Below are 16878 nucleotides of genomic sequence, written 5' to 3'. Positions count from 1 at the left end.
AGCCTAGCGAGGGGTACCGACAAGAAACCGACAAGCAAACAAACTTCACGGCTGACCAGGAGCGCCGTGCGGTACCTCGGATCGGTGTATCGATGCGGGACAACGCGGGGACCGAGCCGCAGCGCGAGTGCCTCGGGAAGCGCTAGGGTCGTTGACATGCTGGACGAGAGTCGCGTGCGGGCCGATACACCGGGGTGCAGGTCCGATTCGGGGCTGGTTTTCCTGGACAGTGCCGGTTCTTCGCTGCCGCCGCAGGTCGTGCTCGACACTGTCATCGGGCACTTGCAGCGCGAAGCCGAGGTGGGTGGCTACCGGGCGGCGAACGAGCGCCTCGACGCTCTTGCCGCCGTGAAAACCGATATCGGGACACTGATCAACGCCGATCCGAGCTGTATCGCGCTGAGCGACAGCGCCACCCGGGCCTGGGCTGATTTCTTTTACTCCGTGCCACTGGGCCCGGGAGACCGGATCCTGATCTCCGGCTCCGACTACGCCTCCAACGGCATCGCCGCACTGCAACGTGCGCGCGTCACGGGTGCTCAGGTCGAACAGATCCCGACCGATCCCAGCGGGCAGCTCGACCTGGACGCCATGGCCGACATGGTCGACGAACGCGTGAAACTGGTCTCGGTCCTGCACGTTCCGACCAACGGCGGCCTGGTCAACCCGGCCGCCGAGGCCACCCGGATCGCGCATTCGGCAGGTGCGCTGGTGTTGCTCGACGCCTGCCAGTCCGCCGGCCAGATTCCCCTGGACACCAAAGAACTCGACGTCGACGCCCTGTCGGTCACCGGCCGCAAATGGCTGCGCGGCCCGCGCGGCACCGGATTCCTGTATGTCCGCCCAGAATTGGCCGCCACGCTGGAACCGCAGCGGCTCGACCTGCACAGCGCACAGTGGACCAGCCCCGACAGCTACCAGCTGGCAGCCGACGCCGGCCGCTTCGAATTCTGGGAATGCGATGTGGCCGGGCGGCTGGGCCTCGGCGCCGCCGTGCGCTACCTGCTCGACCTCGGCCCCGCCGACGTGTACGCCGCCATCGCCGCCCGAGCCGAACACCTGCGCAAGACGCTGCCGGAAATCCCCGGCGTCACCGTCCGCGATCTCGGCCTGCGGCACAGCGGCATCGTCTCGTTCACCGTCGACGGCATCGCCGCCACCGACGTGCGCGATCGCCTGGCGGCACAGGACATCACCGTCACCGTCAGCCACGCGAGCTCCACGCTGCTGGACATGACCGCCCGCGGCCTGGACGCCGTGGTGCGTGCCTCCCCGCACTGCTTCGTGAGCTTCGACGAACTCGACCGCTTCGTCGCGGCCGTCGCCGGGCTGTAGGGCCAGATGTCGCAGCGTGAACTCGTCGTCCTCGGCACCGCGAGCCAAGTTCCCACCAAAGTCCGCAACCACAACGGCTATCTGCTGCGCTGGGGTCCGGAAGGTGTGCTGTTCGATCCGGGCGAGGGCACCCAGCGGCAGATGACCTATGCCGGAGTGTCGGTCACCGATATCACCCGCATCGCCATCACCCACTTCCACGGCGACCACAGCCTGGGCCTGCCCGGCATCGTGCAGCGCATCAACCTGGACAAGGTGCCGCACCCGGTGCACGCCTACTACCCGGCGTCGGGCGAGATGTACTTCGAAAGGCTGTGCAACGCCACGGCTTTCCGCCGGAATGTGGAATTGCATCCGCACCCGATCGCCGCCGCCGGCCCATTGGACGCGCCGGACGCGCCGTTCGCCATGGCGGCGGTGCAGCTCTCCCATCCGGTCGACACCTTCGGCTACCGCCTCACCGAACCCGGCAGCCGGCGCCTGCTCCCCGAACGCCTGCGCGCATTGGGCGTGCACGGTCCGGACATCGGTCGCCTCCAGGAGCGGGGCGCCCTCGAAATCGACGGCCGCACTGTCACGCTCGCGGAGGTCAGCACGCCGCGCCCGGGTCAGAGTTTCGCCTTCGTCATGGACACGCGCCTCTGCGACGGCGTCTATGAATTGGCCGCGGGGGCCGACATGCTCGTCATCGAAGCCACCTTCCTGGATGCCGACGCGCACCTCGCCGAGGAGTACGGCCACCTCACCGCCGCGCAAGCCGCCCGCGTCGCCGCCGAAGCCGGCGTCCGCAAACTCGTGCTGACACACTTCTCTCAGCGCTACCAGTCCCTGGACCCGCATCTCGAAGAAGCCGAGAAGCATTTCTCCGGCGAGATCGTCGTCGCGAAAGACCTCGATCGAATCCCGTTGCCGCCCCGCCGTAGTGGCTCAGGCGAGGTGTAGTTCGAGGACCTGGGTGACGAGGGCGCCAGGGTCGGCGGTGGGCGCGATCAGCGCGAGGCTGCGGTTGGCCTGCAGGGTGGCGATGCCGTGCAGGTTGGTCCAGAGGACCAACGCGCGCGCGGCGGGGTCCGGGGCGCCCGTGACTTCCGCGACCAGGGCGGTGAGCTGGTCGAAGATCGGCAGTGTGGTGGCGCGGAGGTTTTCGCCGGAGCCCTCCAGCAGGTCGTGCCGGAACATCAGGGTGAACATTTCCGGCCGGCCGCAGGCGAAATCGACGTAGGCGATCGCCATGGCGCGCAGCCGGTCTCGTGGCGCATTGGCGGGGTCGATCCGGCCGAACTGGTCGATGAGGTCGGCGAAACCGCGGGCGGCGATGGCCCCGAGCAGCGCTTGGTGGGTGGGGAAGTGGCGGCGGGGCGCGCCGTGCGAGACACCCGCTGCGCGCGTGATGGTGCGCAGGCCGAGCTGCCCGGCCCCGACTTCTTCCAGCAGATCGACGCCGACGCCGATCAATCGCTCACGCAGGGTTTCGGTCTCGGGCATGGCGCTGAGTGTAGACAGTGTCTACTCTGGTCCTGTAGACACTGTCTACAAGAACTTGTTCGGGAGGAATATCCATGTGGTACTGGCTTTTCAAACACGTCCTGCTCGGGCCGCTGCTGCGGCTGCTGGGTAGGCCGAAGGTGGAAGGCCTGCACCATGTTCCGGCGGATGGCCCGGTCATCATCGCGGCCAACCATCTCGCGGTGATCGATTCGATGTATCTGGCGCTGATCCTCCCACGCCGCGTCACCTTCCTGGCCAAGCAGGAATACTTCACCGGGACCGGCCTGAAGGGCCGCTTCCAGCGCTGGTTCTACACCGTCGTCGGCCAGGTCCCGGTCGACCGCACCGGCGGCACCGCGGCCGCCGACGCCTTGGCCGCGGCCACCAATATCCTGGAGGCGGGCGGAATCTGGGCCATTCATCCGGAGGGCACCCGCTCGCCGGACGGGCGGATCTACCGGGGCCGCACCGGCACGCTGCGCGTCGCCATGGTCACCGGCGCCCCGGTCGTCCCGGTTGTCCTGTCCGGCACCGACCGCATGAACCCGCGCGGCAGCAAGATGTTGCGACCCGCCAAGATTCGCATCAGCATCGGCGCGCCCCGCTACTACTTCGCCGCCGACCAGCAGACCACCCCGCGCACCGCCACAGACGAACTGATGCGCGAACTCGCCGCCCGCTCCGGCCGCCCCTACGTCGACCGCTACGCCGCCCACTTCGCCCCGCGCTGACTCGTTGCGGCGAAACGGGTTAACGCCGGTCGGGTGGCGCGGGATAGTTGGAGAGGAACAGCCCGGCACGGCGATGAGGGAGTCGGACGTTGAGCAGGTTCACCGACGAGATGTACGCGACGGCACAGTCTTCCCGGCGAGGGCTGGTGACCGGCGAGCCGAACGCGCCGAAACGCCAGACCTGGGGTGAGATCCACCGGCTCGCCCGGCGCATGGCCGGCGGGCTGGCCGAGGCGGGGATCGGGCACGGTGACGCGGTCGGCGTGCTCGCGGGCATGCCGGTCGATATCGCCCCGGTCTGCCAGGCCATCTGGATGCGCGGCGCCTCGATCACCATGCTGCACCAGCCGACACCGCGCACCGATCTGGTGGTGTGGGCGCGCGACACCGAGACCGTGCTGCACATGATCGAGGCGCGGGCCGTCGTGCTCGGCGCTCCGTTCGAAGCCGCCGAACCGATCCTGCGGGAACGCGGGATCACGGTGGTCCGCATCGATCAGCTACCCGACGGCCCCGACACCGACCCGCTGCCGACCGGTGAAGCCGATATCGCCCTACAGCAGTTGACTTCCGGGTCGACCGGCGTGCCGAAGGCCGTGCAGATCACGCACGGCAACTTCTTCGTCAACGCCTACGACATGTTCAACCGCGTCAAATACCAGCTCGATCAGGATGTGATGGTCAGCTGGCTGCCGCTGTTCCATGACATGGGCATGGTCGGATTCCTCAGTGTGCCCATGCAATTCGGCGCAGAGGTGGTGTGTGTGACGCCGATCGACTTCCTGATGCGGCCACTGCTGTGGGCCGAGCTGATCCACAAGTACCGCGGAACGGTCACGGCGGCACCGAATTTCGCCTACTCACTGCTGGCCCGTCGCCTGAAGCAGGCCGCGGAGGGTTCCCTGGACCTGAGCTGTGTCCGGTACATGTGGAACGGCGCGGAGCCGGTGGATCCCGACACCATGGACGCGCTCGCCGCCTCGGGCAAGCGCTTCGGGCTGAACCCGATGGCGCTCACCCCCGTCTACGGGATGGCGGAAACGACTCTGGCCGTGTCTATTCCGGATCCAGGGAAGGGTCAGGTGGTCGATCTCATCGACGCCGATCTGCTGGAAGCGCTCGGCAAAGCGGTACCGGTCTCCGACGACCACGCCCACCACGGCAATGTCCGCAGACTCCCGACCCTCGGGTACCTGGTCGACGGACTCGAGGGCCGCATCGTCGACTCCGAACGTCAGCCGCTGCCCACCCGCTCGGTCGGCGTCATCGAATTACGCGGTCCCGCGGTAACTTCCGGCTATGTGACGGTCGAGGGCTTCCGCCCGGCCCGGGACGCCGACGGCTGGCTCGACACCGGTGACATCGGCTACTTCACCGAAGAGGGCCTGACGGTGGTGTGCGGCCGGATCAAGGACGTCATCATCATGGGCGGGCGCAACATCTACCCGACCGACATCGAGCGCGCTGCCATGCGGGTACCCGGCGTGCGCCCGGGCAACGCGGTCGCGGTGCGTTTGGACGCGGGACAGAAGCGCGAAAGCTTCGCTGTCGTAGTCGAATCCAACGATCACCAGAACACCGACGAGGTCAAGCGGATGGAACGCGAGATCGTGCACGAGGTGGTGTCGGAGGTCGGCGTGCGGCCGCGCACCGTCGCGGTCCTCGGGCCCGGCGCACTACCGAAGACGTCCTCCGGAAAGCTGCGGCGCGCCGCTACCGCCATCCATCTGCACTAGCCGGCGACGGCGGTGAGCCATTCGACCAAGGGGCGCATCGTTTCCCAGGACTTGCGGATCTCCTTGCCCGCGCGCGGGGTATTCAGCCAGTCGGGCGCGCCGAACTCCTTGCTGCAAGTGATCGCCTTGTGCCGGAGCAGGTCGATACGCGGGTGGTCGGCCTCGTAGCCCTTGGGTTTGGTTTTCAGTTTCTCGCCGCCGAGGGGGAAACCCGCCTTGCTGAGCTCGGCCAGAATCGCTTCCAGTTCGGCACCGCGCACCTCGTCGTCGATGGTGGCGCGCAGCTGGGCGAGCTGGGTGGGCGTGCCGGTCCAGAGGCCACCGGCGACGAACAGCCCGGCCGCGCCGATCTGCACGTACCAGCCGACACCGGGCGCGGGGCTCACGACCGCGCCCTGATGGTCTTTGTAAGGCACCTTGTCTTTGGAAAACCGCACGTCACGGTATGGGCGAAAGATCTTCGCGGTCCCGAAGTCCGCTTCCAGGTCGGCGGCCAAGGCGAGCATCGGCGCGCGCACCGACTCGTCGTAGACGTGCTTGTGCGCAGTCCAGAACGTCTTGGAGTTGTCGGCTTCCAAATCTTCGTAGAAGTCCAGTCCCGCCAGGGGAAACCCACTGAAGCTCATGCCTCGAACCTAAGGCATGAGCCTGTCAGTAGGTGTCGCGGTCGTTGTAGTAGTCGTTGTCGATCACGCCGCCCCAGACGAAGAAGGCGAAGAGCAGGCCCAGGACCAGGCACACCGCCGAGGCGATGGCCGCCCACTTGCCCAGCGACTCGCCCTTGTTGCGGCCGACCAAGCCCAGGATGATGCCCGCGGGGCCGAACAGGATCGGGCAGAAGAACAGCGCGAGCGCGGCGCAGACGAAGCCGATGATCGAAAACAGCTGCGTGCCGGACTGCTGCTGCGGGGCACCGTAGGCACCCTGCGGGTACTGGCCTGACTGGTAGGGGTACGGCTGGCCCGGCTGCTGCGGCTGGCCCGGATACTGCGGGTAGCCACCGGTTTGCGAACCGGGCGGATAGGGCTGCCCCTGCTGGTAGGGCTGACTCTGCTGGTACGGCTGCCCTTGTTGCGGCTGACCCTGCTGATACGCCTGCCCTTGCTGATACGGCTGACCCTCGTATGGCTGACCCTGGTACGGCTGGTTCTGCGAGTAAGCCTGCTGCCCCTGCTGCCAGGACTGCTCCGGATACGGGGGATAACCTCCGGCTTGCGGCGCGGACCCGGGTGTCTGCGGGTAACTCTCGCCGCCCGGGTAGGCCGACCCGCTGCCGGTGTACCTCGGCTGACCCGGTGTCGAGGACTCGCCGGAGGTCGACTCCGGCGACCACTGCTCCGACGACGCGGGCGCGGCCCACTCCGTCCCGGCGGGCAGGATCATCGTCTCTTCGGCCGGATTCGGCTTGGATTCGGCCGGATCCGGCTTCGATAGCGAGGGAGTCGGGTCGGATTCCTGCCCCGACTGCGGAGCACTGCCGGTCAGCGGTTCCGGCGACTCATCCGGGTTCTGCGGGTTGGTCATAGCGCTCCTCGTGTGAAGTACGGGTCAGCTGCCGAGTGCCACTTCAGAACAAAGTCACTATGCGCAATCGCTATCGGGGGAAATCTTTACAGATCCGCGTCATCGATGATGTCTACCGCCGCCACCTCGGCGGGTCGTTCGTCCTCGCGCCGGGCTTCGGTGGCCCGGTCGCCGCGATTCCACTCCTGCTGGAGCTCCTCGCCGATCCCGAGCCTGCCGTCGGCTTCGTTCTCGCGGTCGCGGATCCGCAGATGCTCGGGCGGATCCTCGATATTGCGCTGATACGCGCGAATCTCGTCCGCCTGGTCGTCGTCACCCATGTCTTGATCGAGCCGTTCGCTGTTCATGCGCGCGTCCTTCTCTGGGGTTCAGTACACCTTCCGAGCCTAGTCGCGCCGGACGACGGTTACGAGGAGGACGCGTTCAGTACGTAGTCGAGGATTCGAGGCCGTTCAGGAAGGCGACGCCGAGCAGCAGCAGGATCACGCCGAGGACGATGGTGACGCCGTTCAGGAGGGCCGCCCACTTGCCCAGCTCCTCGCCCTTGACATGGCCCGCGATGCCGAGGCCGACGCCCAGCGGCGCGGAGATCAGCGACGGCAGACCGCAGAACGCGAGCCCGAGGAAGGTGCAGGCCACGCAGGCGAAGCTGATGATCGACCAGATCGGTGTCTGGGAAGGCTGCGCGTAAGGCGGCGGATAGGGCGCGCCGTACGGCTGCTGCGGGTACCCCGGCTGCTGGTACTGCTGCTGACCGTAGGCCGGATAGGCGGGCGGCGCGGCGGGCGGCGGAAAGCCCGGGTAGGACGGGGGATTCACCGGCTGCGCGACGGGCGGGGTGTACGCGCCCGGGGCGGGCTGCTCCGGCTGCCACACCTGCGTCGGGTCCGCCTGGCTCGGCTGCCACACCTGGGTCGGGTCCGCCTGGGACGAATCCTGCGGTTGCTGCGACTTCCACAGATCAATCGGCTGCTGCGGATCCTGCGGTGTGCTCATGTGAGTTCCCCTCCCGAATCGAATCGCCACCATACTCACATGTCGGCACCGGGTGGGCAAACGACAAACGGCCCGGACATCGAGTCCGGGCCGTTGCCAAGCTATTTCAGGCGTTGCCGTTGAAAAGCCCCGTCACCGAACCGTTTTCGAAGACCTCGCGGATGGTGCGAGCCAGCAGCGGCGCGATGGACAGCACCGTCAGCTGCGGGAACTTCTTGTCCTCGGTGATCGGCAGGGTGTTGGTGACCACGACTTCCTTGGCGCCGCAGGTCGAGAGCCGCTCGGCGGCCGGGGCGCTGAGCACACCGTGGGTGGCGGCGATGACGACGTCGAGCGCGCCCGCCTCCTTGAGCACCTTGACCGCGCCGGCGATGGTGCCACCGGTGTCGATCATGTCGTCGATCAGGATGCAGGTGCGGCCTTCGACCTCACCGACCACGCGGTTGGCCACGACCTGGTTCGGCACCAGCGGGTCACGCGTCTTGTGGATGAACGCCATCGGGGCGTCGGCCAGATTGTTGGCCCACTTCTCGGCGACCTTGACGCGGCCCGCGTCGGGGGAGACGACGGTGACGTTCTCCAGCGGGTAGTTGTTGCGGATGTACTCCACCAGCTGGATCTGCGCGTGCATGTGATCGACGGGGCCGTCGAAGAAGCCCTGGATCTGGTCGGTGTGCAGGTCGACGGTGATGATGCGGTCCGCGCCGGCGGTCTTGAGCAGGTCGGCGACCAGGCGGGCCGAGATGGGCTCGCGGCCGCGGTGCTTCTTGTCCTGGCGGGCGTAGGGGTAGAACGGCAGCACCGCGGTGATGCGCTTGGCCGATCCGCGCTTGAGCGCGTCGATCATGATCAGCTGTTCCATCAGCCACTGGTTCAGCGGCGCCGGGAAGCTCTGCAGCACAAAGGCATCCGAGCCGCGCACGGATTCCTCGAAGCGGACGAAGATCTCCCCGTTGGCGAAATCGCGGGCGGTCTGCGGGGTTACGTGGACGTCGAGTTCCTTGGCGACCTGCTCGGCCAGCTCAGGATGAGCGCGTCCCGAGAAGAGCATGAGGTTCTTCTGGTTGTCGATCCATGACGCGGTCACTGCTGTTTGCCATCCTTTTGCTCATTGCCCGACTCGTCATCTGGTTGGCCGCCGTTGTTCGCAGCCGCCGCCGCCCGTGCCGCATCCGTCCCAGGACGGTGTCGCTGGACCCAGCCCTCGATATTTTTCTGCGCCCCACCGGACACCGCGAGAGCCCCCGGAGGAACGCTTCTGCGCAGTACAGTACCTGCCCCCGTATAGGCGCCGTCACCCACCGTCACCGGCGCGATGAACATGGTGTCGCTGCCCGTACGAACGTGCGAGCCCACCACGGTGTGGTGTTTTTTCACGCCGTCGTAGTTGACGAACACGCTCGAGGCGCCGATGTTGCTGTACTCGCCGATGGTGGCGTCGCCGACGTAGGTCAGGTGCGGCACCTTGGAGTGGGCGCCGATGGTGGCGTTCTTGGTCTCGACGAAGGCGCCGAGTTTGCCGGAATCGCCGACCACGGTGCCCGGACGTAGATAACTGAACGGCCCGATGGTGGCGCCGGGCCCGATCGAGGCCCCCTCGCCGTGTGTGCGAATCACTTTCGCGCCGTCGCCGACCATCACGTCGGTCAGCGTGGAGTCCGGTCCGACCTCGGCGTCCTCGCCGACGACGGTTGTGCCGAGCAGCTGCACGCCCGGCTTGAGCACCGCGTCGCGGCCGATCCGCACGGCCGCGTCCACCCAGGTGGAGGACGGATCCATGATGGTGACCCCGGCGCGCATGTGGCGTTCCAGGATGTAGCGATTCAGGGTGCGCGCCGCCTCGGACAGCTGCACCCGATCGTTGACGCCGGTGACCTTGGCCGCGTCGACCAGGCGGGCGCCGTGCACCGGATTGCCGGCCTCGCGGGCCAGCTTCAGGACATCGGTGAGGTAGAGCTCGTGCTGGGCATTGGCGGTGGACAACCGGCCCACCATGGTGCGCAGCACGGCCGCGTCGAAGACATACACGCCCGAGTTGACCTCGGTGATCGCCGCCTGTTCGGGGCTGGCGTCGGCGTGCTCGACGATCTCGGTGACATGGCCCTCGGTGTCCCGGACGATGCGGCCGTAGCCGTTCGGGTCGTCCGGTACGAAGGTCAGCACGGTGACGGCGGAGCGTTCGGGGTAGCTGCGGTGCTCGTCGAGCAGCGCGGACAGGGTGTGCCCATCCAGCAGCGGCACGTCGGCCGAGGTGACCAGCAGGTCGCCGTCGAAGCCTTCGGGCAGCGCCGTGAGCGCGCACTGCACCGCGTGCCCGGTGCCCAATTGTTGTTCCTGCAGAACCGGAGTGATCTCGCGGCCCATGATGTCGGCTTCCACTGCTACCGCGGCGCCGACTCGTTCGCGGTCATGGCCCACCACGGTGATGAGGAAAGCGGGGTCGATCTCGTTCGCCGCATGCAGCGCGTGCGCGAGCATGCTCCGACCGGCCAGCGAATGCAGCACCTTAGGGGTCTTCGACCGCATTCGCGTCCCGGCTCCAGCTGCGAGAACGACGACGGCGGTCTGCTGTGGCATGAATCTCCCTCGGCTGCCTGTCATCGGGCATGGCGGCGATAGGCCATCGTGCCGCCGATGTGCTCCGCCGCCAGGACTCGAACCTGAACTATCTGAACCAAAATCAGAGGTGCTGCCATTACACTACGGCGGATTGCCACACCGGCGGATCAACACAGAACCCACCGCTGTGCCAGCGGCACGGGAAAGATCCTCGCATACTAGTCCGCCTCCCGGCCAATCTTGACAGCGCCGCGTCGGGCATCGGAGCCCGGGCCGGGCGGCGGCGCGTTGAAGCTGTCTGAAACAGTTGTCGCGATAGCGATGGTCGTAGCCGAGGGAGGCGCGCAAGGTGTCGTCGAGTGAGCCGCATCGGGTGGCCCGTCCGCGGATGACGGGGACCCAAAGACGGCAGCAGTTGATCGAGATCGGGCGCGCGCTGTTCGCCGAGCGCGGGTACGAGGCGACCTCGATCGAGGAGATCGCGCAACGCGCACAGGTGTCCAAACCTGTGGTGTACGAACACTTCGGCGGTAAGGAAGGCCTCTACGCGGTGGTGGTGGACCGCGAGATGTCGATGTTGCTGGACATGATCACCTCCTCGCTCACCCACCATCGTTCGAGGGTGCGGCTGGAGCGGGTTGCGCTGGCGCTGCTGACCTATATCGAGGAACGCACCGACGGCTTCCGAATCCTGGTGCGGGACCAGCCCGTAGCGACAGACGACGGCCGGTACTCCAGTCTGCTCAACGAGGCGACCAACCAGGTGGCGCATATCCTGGCCGGAGATTTCGAGCGCCGCGAGTTCGACACCAGCCTCGCAACGCTTTACGCACAGGGCCTGGTCGGCATGGTTTCGACCGCCGCGACCTGGTGGCTGGATGTGCGCACACCCTCGAAAGAGGTTGTGGCGGCACATCTGGTGAACCTGTGCTGGAACGGATTGAGTCACCTCGAGGCGGCGCCGAAGCTGAGTTCGCAGGCGCAGGTGGCGATCAGCGGAGTGGAGCTAACCGGCTCGGCTGAGTGACCCGGTATGTTAACCAGCGAATTGCGCTGCGCCCCCTGGGGAATGCTCGAATTCGCTGTCGCACGCCCACCCAGTGGTACGGTTCACCCATCCTCTGGGTGCTGTTCGAGCGGTATGTCGGTCTAATTCGGGATGTCGGTCTACTTCAGGATGGCTGGTTTTAGGGATGACAGGCGGATCTGATGGCTAGGCAAGCGCGCGCGGAGATCACCCGCGACTCCGTCCTTGCGGGCGCTGCCGATGTCTTTCTGCGCTTGGGCTACGCCAACGCGAGCCTCAGCGAGATCATCGCGCAGTCCAATGTGACCAAGGGCGCCTTGTACTTTCACTTCGGCTCGAAGGAAGAGCTAGCGCGCGCCGTAGTGGATCAGGGCAACGAGCGACTGGTCAGCTCGTGCCAGGGTTTCTTCGATCCCCGGGTACCGGCGCTGGAAGCGTGCATCGGCATCACCTACGTGGTGGCGGACCTATCGATGAACGATCCGATGGTCGGCGCCATGCTCAAGCTGACCCATCAGATCGGCGACTACCGCGGCGCCCAGGGCGACAATATCGCCAAGACCTGGGGCGATACCTACCGGTTGCTGTCGGAGCGAGCCATCGCACAGGGCGATCTCGAGCCGGAGCTGGACCCGGAGGTGGTGGGCTTGCTGCTGCAGGAGGTCACTGCGGGCGTGCACATCGTGGCGGTCGGCACCGAGTCGATCGATCAGATGGCCACGCGGATGGAGCGGGCTTGGTATTTCCTGCTGCCGAGCATCGTGCCGAGTGAAAAGCTCTCGTACTTCAGGGAATTCGCGGCGCGGCGCCTACGCCGCTACGTCCCTTGATCACCAGGATGTAATCGGCAGGACGACACCTCGCTGACGCTCGGCTTTCGTCCTGCCGATTTGGTTCGGATGGGCACCGGGGCGCGTCGCTTCCCCGGTGCCGCACTGCTTCGGGCTTGCCTCGCTGCGCTCGGCGTTCGCCCTGAGGTGACCGAAGGCTGCACCGCGGACGAAGGTGTCGCCGGCATCGCAGACGTAGGTGTCGCCGCACCGCAGAAGTAGGTGTCGCCGTCGGTGACTAGACTCGTCTGGCCGCTTGAAGTGCCCGCCTGAGCTCAGGAGTTGTTGATGTCCACGCACCGCCCACCTCTTGCCGGACTGGCCGCGGTGGCCGGGGCCGACACTGCCCTGCGGACCGTTGCCGAGCTGGTTGGCAAGTCGACCGTGGAGCTGGTCGCGCCGAGTGCGGTGCGGCCGTTCGTTGCCACCACCGTCGCGGCGAAGAGGCCGCTGGTGGTGGTCACGGCGACGGGTCGTGAGGCTGATGATCTGACGGTTGAGCTGGTGGAGATCCTCGGCGGGAGTGTGGCGCAGTTTCCGTCCTGGGAGACGCTGCCGCATGAGCGGCTGTCGCCCGGTGCCGACACAGTGGGGCGTCGGCTGGAGGTGCTGCGGCGGCTCGCGCATCCTGAGGACACGATGTTCCCGGAGCCGCTGCGCGTGATCGTGACTACCGTGCGCTCGCTGATGCAGCCGATGGCGGCGGGGCTCGGTGATATCGAGCCGGTGGTGCTGCGGGTTGGTGCGGAGCTCGACTTCGACGAATTGCTTACGCGCCTGGTCGAATTCGCGTACACGCGGGTGGACATGGTGGGTAAGCGTGGTGAGTTCGCGGTGCGTGGCGGCATTCTCGATGTGTTTCCGCCGACCGCGGATCATCCGGTGCGCGTGGAGTTCTGGGGTGACGAGATCACCGAGTTGCGTGCGTTCTCGGTGGCCGATCAGCGGTCGCTGTCGGATGTGGACATGCCCGTTGTGGTCGCGACGCCGTGCCGGGAGCTGTTGCTGACCGAGGCCGTGCGGGACCGGGCGGCCGAGGTCGCCAAGCTCAATGCGGCCGATGCCGCGCTGGTGGAGATGCTGGACAAGCTCTCCGAGGGTATTCCGGTCGAGGGTATGGAGGCGTTGCTGCCGGTGTTGCAGCCCGGCGAACTGCGGTTGCTGACCGAGGTGCTGCCCGAGGGGACGCATTTGCTGCTGTGCGATCCGGAGAAGGTTCGTACGCGTGCCGCCGACCTGGTGCGCACCGGTGAGGAGTTTCTCGAAGCCTCTTGGACCGCAGCGTCTTTCGGTGGTGCGGCGCCGCTGGGTGGGCACGGGCTCGATCTCGCCGCCTCCGGGTATCGGGCGCTGCCGGAGATCCACGAGAGCGCCGATCAGCACGGTCTGCCCTGGTGGACGCTGAGCCCGCTGGAATCCGGGGACCCCGCCGAGGTGGTGCTGCCGGTCGCCGGCGGAACCTCCGCCCGTGGCTCCGCCGAGCTCGTCGCGACCATCTTCGCGTCGCTGCGCGCGCATGTGGCGACCGGTGGCCGCGCGGTGGTCGTTGTCGCGGGACACGGTACGGCGCAACGCATTCTGGAACGGCTGGCCGATGCCGACGTGCCCGCTGGGGCTTTGCGGCCCGGCGCCGAACCTGCCGTCGGAGTGGTCGGCGTGCTGTGCGGTTCACTGCACGACGGCCTGGTGTTCACCGATGCCGGTCTGGTGGTTGTCGCCGAATCCGATCTCACCGGTAATCGGGTCACCGCGCCCGGTGACGGCAAGCGGATGCCTGCCAAACGGCGCAACCAGGTCGACCCGCTCGCGCTCAGCGCGGGTGACATGGTGGTGCACGATCAGCACGGCATCGGCCGCTTCGTGGAGATGATCGAACGCACCGTCGGCGGGGCGCGTCGCGAATACCTGGTTATCGAATACGCGCCCAGTAAGCGCGGCCAGCCGGGGGACCGGCTGTTCGTGCCGATGGAATCGCTGGATCAGCTCTCCCGGTATGTGGGCGGCGAGCTGCCGAGCCTGTCCAAGCTCGGCGGCTCGGACTGGGCGAACACGAAACGTAAGGCGCGCAAGGCGGTTCGCGAGATCGCGGGCGAGCTGGTGCAGCTCTACGCGGCCCGGCAGGCCGCGCCCGGGCATGCCTTCGGCCCGGATACGCCGTGGCAACAGGAGATGGAAGACGCGTTCGTCTTCACCGAGACCGTCGACCAGATGACCGCCATCGCCGAGGTGAAATCGGATATGGAGAAGGCGGTCCCGATGGACCGCGTGGTGTGTGGTGACGTCGGATACGGCAAGACCGAGATCGCGGTGCGCGCCGCGTTCAAGGCGGTGCAGGACGGCAAGCAGGTCGTGGTCCTGGTGCCGACAACCCTGCTGGCGCAACAGCATCTGCAGACCTTCACCGATCGCGTCGCCGGGTTCCCGGTCACCGTGAAGGGCCTGTCCCGCTTCACCGATCCCGCCGACGCGCGCGAGGTGATGGCGGGTATGGCCGACGGTTCGGTCGACATCGTGGTCGGCACGCACCGGCTGCTGCAGACCGGTATCCGCTGGAAGGATCTCGGCCTGGTCGTGGTCGACGAGGAGCAGCGCTTCGGTGTCGAGCACAAAGAGCACATCAAGGCGCTGCGGACGCACGTGGACGTGCTGACCATGTCCGCCACGCCGATTCCGCGCACCCTGGAGATGAGCCTGGCCGGCATCCGCGAGATGTCGACCATCCTCACTCCGCCCGAGGAGCGCCATCCGGTGCTCACCTACGTCGGCGCCTACAACGACAAGCAGGTCACCGCCGCCATTCGCCGCGAACTGCTGCGCGACGGCCAGGTGTTCTACGTGCACAACCGGGTGTCCTCGATCGACAAGGCCGCCAAGCGGATTCGCGAGCTGGTGCCCGAGGCGCGGGTGGCGATCGCGCACGGTCAGATGAACGAGGACACCCTCGAGCAGACCGTGCAGGGCTTCTGGGAGCGCGAATTCGACGTGCTGGTGTGTACCACCATCATCGAGACCGGCTTGGACATCTCCAACGCGAACACGCTGATCGTGGAACGCGCTGACGCGCTGGGTCTTTCGCAGCTGCACCAGCTGCGTGGCCGGGTCGGGCGCAGCCGGGAGCGCGGTTACGCCTACTTCCTGTACCCGCCGGAGAAGCCGCTCACCGAAACCGCCTACGACCGCCTTGCCACCATCTCGCAGAACTCCGATCTCGGCGCGGGCATGGCGGTCGCGATGAAGGACCTCGAAATTCGCGGCGCCGGAAACGTGCTCGGCGCCGAACAGTCCGGTCACGTCGCCGGCGTCGGCTTCGACCTCTATGTGCGGCTGGTCGGTGAGGCGGTGGAGGCCTACCGCGCCGCCGCCGACGGCAAGCCGATCACCACCAGCGAGGAAGTCAAGGAGGTCCGCATCGATCTGCCGGTCGACGCGCACATCCCGCCCGACTACATCGCCAGCGACCGCCTGCGCCTGGAGGCTTACCGCAAACTCGCCTCCGCCCAAGACGATTCGGCCCTGGCCGCTGTCATCGAGGAACTCATCGACCGCTACGGCCCGCTGCCCGTGGAGGTCGGCCGCCTGGTGTCGGTGGCGAAGCTGCGCCTGCTGGCCCGCGAATACAGCGTCACCGAAATTGCGGTCACCGGAACCACCTTGAAGATCTCGCCATTGCTGAACATGCCCGACTCCAAGCAGTTGCGGTTGAAGCGGCTCTACCCGAGCGCGAACTACAAGGCGGCCAGCGGTGTCGTCTCGCTGCCGTTGCCGCGAACCGAGGACAGCGTCGGCGCGGACCGGGTGCGCGACATCCAGCTGATGCAATTCGTCGCCGATCTGCTGCTGGCGCTGGACGGAAAAGCCCAGGGCGCAGTCGATCTCACCGTCGCCACCGAAGCCACGGCGGCCCGATGAGCACCGACCGCGACGAATCCGTCCTGCGCGCCGCCCGCAACGCGGCCGCCGGCACCGACACCGCCGTAGTCGCCCGCGGCCTCGCCGGCGCCGTCGAGGTGATGGACCGGCTGTGGAACTTCGGCGGCTGGGAAGTCACCCAAACCCACGACTCCCTGCGCCCCTACCTGCTCGAGGAAACCTACGAACTCCTCGACGCCATCCAGCACAACGACGCAGACACCATCAAGGAAGAACTCGGCGACCTGCTGTTGCAGGTGCTGTTCCACTCCAGAATCGCCCAGGCCGCAGGCGAATTCACCGTCGACGACGTAGCCGCCGTCCTGGTCGCCAAACTCGTCAACCGCAGCCCCCAACTGTCGGGCACCCCGATAGACCCGGACGCCCCCCTGGAAGTGAAGATCGCCGCCCAGGAAGCAGCCTGGGAGGAACGCAAATCCACGGAGAAGTCCCGCCGCTCCTGCCTCGACGGCATCGCCATGGCCCAACCGGCACTCGCCCTGGCAGAGAAAATCATCGCCCGCAGCACTAAAGCGGGTTTACCCGAAGATCTGATCCCCAAGGCCCTGCGGGTAGTCCACCTGGGCGGCCCCGACAGCGCCGAGGAACGCCTCCGCAAAGCAACCCTCGCCTTCGCAACCACCATCCGCATCGCCGAAGACACCGCCGAATCCGCCCGCGGCACCCGCGAAGCACTCGCACCCGCCGATTGGCGCCAGTACTGGCCCAGCTGACGCACTCCG

The 16878-nt window shown here is 67.0% G+C and carries 15 protein-coding genes and 1 tRNA gene; 8 read left to right on the top strand and 8 right to left on the bottom strand.

Translation table 11 applies throughout. The features are described 5' to 3' along the window. Positions 1-156: 156 nt before the first annotated feature. Together IBX22_RS13045 and IBX22_RS13040 are read left to right on the top strand one after the other, a co-directional pair. The gene (locus tag IBX22_RS13045; protein ID WP_194815847.1) at positions 157-1335 is read left to right on the top strand and encodes an aminotransferase class V-fold PLP-dependent enzyme; all 1179 of its coding nucleotides are present in this window, start codon (positions 157-159) and stop codon (positions 1333-1335) included. 6 nt (positions 1336-1341) lie between these two features. Then, complete coding sequence (locus tag IBX22_RS13040; RefSeq protein WP_194815846.1) at positions 1342-2277, top strand: ribonuclease Z; 936 nt, start codon at positions 1342-1344, stop codon at positions 2275-2277. On the opposite strand, the gene IBX22_RS13035 is transcribed toward IBX22_RS13040, so the two are convergent. Then, positions 2263-2820: a TetR/AcrR family transcriptional regulator gene (locus IBX22_RS13035; RefSeq protein WP_194815845.1), complete on the bottom strand. Its 558-nt coding sequence runs from the start codon at positions 2818-2820 to the stop codon at positions 2263-2265. The genes IBX22_RS13040 and IBX22_RS13035 overlap by 15 nt on opposite strands. 74 nt (positions 2821-2894) lie before the next feature. Here IBX22_RS13035 and IBX22_RS13030 point away from each other — a divergent pair, with 74 nt between their 5' ends. Continuing rightward, positions 2895-3554 (top strand): 1-acyl-sn-glycerol-3-phosphate acyltransferase, encoded by a 660-nt coding sequence (locus IBX22_RS13030; RefSeq protein ID WP_194815844.1) that lies wholly within the window; start codon positions 2895-2897, stop codon positions 3552-3554. Between the two features lie 89 nt (positions 3555-3643). Next, positions 3644-5290 (top strand): fatty acyl-AMP ligase, encoded by a 1647-nt coding sequence (locus tag IBX22_RS13025; protein ID WP_194815843.1) that lies wholly within the window; start codon positions 3644-3646, stop codon positions 5288-5290. On the opposite strand, the gene IBX22_RS13020 is transcribed toward IBX22_RS13025, so the two are convergent. The 7 genes from IBX22_RS13020 to IBX22_RS12990 form a co-directional block, all read right to left on the bottom strand. Further along, positions 5287-5916, bottom strand: coding sequence for a DUF2461 domain-containing protein (locus IBX22_RS13020; protein WP_194815842.1), 630 nt, complete (start codon positions 5914-5916; stop codon positions 5287-5289). The two genes, IBX22_RS13025 and IBX22_RS13020, sit on opposite strands and share 4 nt — an antisense overlap. Before the next feature lie 25 nt (positions 5917-5941). Continuing rightward, a complete protein-coding gene (locus IBX22_RS13015; protein ID WP_194815841.1) occupies positions 5942-6814 on the bottom strand; it encodes a phage holin family protein in 873 nt (290 codons plus the stop codon). An 86-nt stretch (positions 6815-6900) separates the two neighbouring features. Beyond that, the gene (locus IBX22_RS13010; protein WP_194815840.1) at positions 6901-7161 is read right to left on the bottom strand and encodes a hypothetical protein; all 261 of its coding nucleotides are present in this window, start codon (positions 7159-7161) and stop codon (positions 6901-6903) included. Positions 7162-7237: 76 nt separating this feature from the next. After that, positions 7238-7810 (bottom strand): hypothetical protein, encoded by a 573-nt coding sequence (locus tag IBX22_RS13005; protein WP_194815839.1) that lies wholly within the window; start codon positions 7808-7810, stop codon positions 7238-7240. Positions 7811-7916: 106 nt separating this feature from the next. After that, positions 7917-8897, bottom strand: a complete 981-nt coding sequence (locus IBX22_RS13000; protein WP_194815838.1) for a ribose-phosphate diphosphokinase — start codon at positions 8895-8897, stop codon at positions 7917-7919. Continuing rightward, positions 8894-10387, bottom strand: coding sequence for a bifunctional UDP-N-acetylglucosamine diphosphorylase/glucosamine-1-phosphate N-acetyltransferase GlmU (glmU, locus tag IBX22_RS12995; RefSeq protein ID WP_194815837.1), 1494 nt, complete (start codon positions 10385-10387; stop codon positions 8894-8896). Before glmU ends, IBX22_RS13000 begins: the two co-directional genes overlap by 4 nt. Positions 10388-10449: 62 nt before the next feature. Continuing rightward, positions 10450-10520: transfer RNA gene (locus tag IBX22_RS12990), tRNA-Gln, on the bottom strand. Positions 10521-10757: 237 nt separating this feature from the next. On the opposite strand from IBX22_RS12990, the gene IBX22_RS12985 reads away from it, so the two are divergent. The 4 genes from IBX22_RS12985 (at position 10758) to IBX22_RS12970 (ending at position 16869) form a co-directional block, all read left to right on the top strand. Continuing rightward, complete coding sequence (locus IBX22_RS12985) at positions 10758-11396, top strand: TetR/AcrR family transcriptional regulator (protein WP_194817654.1); 639 nt, start codon at positions 10758-10760, stop codon at positions 11394-11396. 182 nt (positions 11397-11578) lie between these two features. Then, a complete protein-coding gene (locus IBX22_RS12980; RefSeq protein ID WP_194815836.1) occupies positions 11579-12226 on the top strand; it encodes a TetR/AcrR family transcriptional regulator in 648 nt (215 codons plus the stop codon). Positions 12227-12514: 288 nt separating this feature from the next. Next, positions 12515-16135 carry a transcription-repair coupling factor gene (mfd, locus tag IBX22_RS12975; RefSeq protein ID WP_194815835.1) on the top strand — a complete coding sequence of 1207 codons (3621 nt, stop codon included), beginning with the start codon at positions 12515-12517 and terminating at the stop codon, positions 16133-16135. A 101-nt stretch (positions 16136-16236) separates the two neighbouring features. Beyond that, complete coding sequence (locus IBX22_RS12970; protein WP_228538939.1) at positions 16237-16869, top strand: MazG family protein; 633 nt, start codon at positions 16237-16239, stop codon at positions 16867-16869. Positions 16870-16878: the final 9 nt, after the last annotated feature.

Source organism: Nocardia sp. XZ_19_385 (assembly GCF_015355755.1).
GTDB lineage: Bacteria > Actinomycetota > Actinomycetes > Mycobacteriales > Mycobacteriaceae > Nocardia.
This window is presented reverse-complemented; position numbering and strand designations above follow the sequence as displayed.

Bases quoted from the DNA above. Each gene is read 5' to 3' on its own strand.
- IBX22_RS13045 (WP_194815847.1), top strand. From the start codon at position 157: ATGCTGGACGAGAGTCGCGTGCGGGCCGATACACCGGGGTGCAGGTCC.
- IBX22_RS13040 (WP_194815846.1), top strand. From the start codon at position 1,342: ATGTCGCAGCGTGAACTCGTCGTCCTCGGCACCGCGAGCCAAGTTCCC.
- IBX22_RS13035 (WP_194815845.1), bottom strand. From the start codon at position 2,820: ATGCCCGAGACCGAAACCCTGCGTGAGCGATTGATCGGCGTCGGCGTC.
- IBX22_RS13030 (WP_194815844.1), top strand. From the start codon at position 2,895: ATGTGGTACTGGCTTTTCAAACACGTCCTGCTCGGGCCGCTGCTGCGG.
- IBX22_RS13020 (WP_194815842.1), bottom strand. From the start codon at position 5,916: ATGAGCTTCAGTGGGTTTCCCCTGGCGGGACTGGACTTCTACGAAGAT.
- IBX22_RS13015 (WP_194815841.1), bottom strand. From the start codon at position 6,814: ATGACCAACCCGCAGAACCCGGATGAGTCGCCGGAACCGCTGACCGGC.
- IBX22_RS13010 (WP_194815840.1), bottom strand. From the start codon at position 7,161: ATGAACAGCGAACGGCTCGATCAAGACATGGGTGACGACGACCAGGCG.
- IBX22_RS13005 (WP_194815839.1), bottom strand. From the start codon at position 7,810: ATGAGCACACCGCAGGATCCGCAGCAGCCGATTGATCTGTGGAAGTCG.
- glmU (WP_194815837.1), bottom strand. From the start codon at position 10,387: ATGCCACAGCAGACCGCCGTCGTCGTTCTCGCAGCTGGAGCCGGGACG.
- IBX22_RS12985 (WP_194817654.1), top strand. From the start codon at position 10,758: ATGACGGGGACCCAAAGACGGCAGCAGTTGATCGAGATCGGGCGCGCG.
- IBX22_RS12980 (WP_194815836.1), top strand. From the start codon at position 11,579: ATGGCTAGGCAAGCGCGCGCGGAGATCACCCGCGACTCCGTCCTTGCG.
- mfd (WP_194815835.1), top strand. From the start codon at position 12,515: ATGTCCACGCACCGCCCACCTCTTGCCGGACTGGCCGCGGTGGCCGGG.
- IBX22_RS12970 (WP_228538939.1), top strand. From the start codon at position 16,237: ATGGACCGGCTGTGGAACTTCGGCGGCTGGGAAGTCACCCAAACCCAC.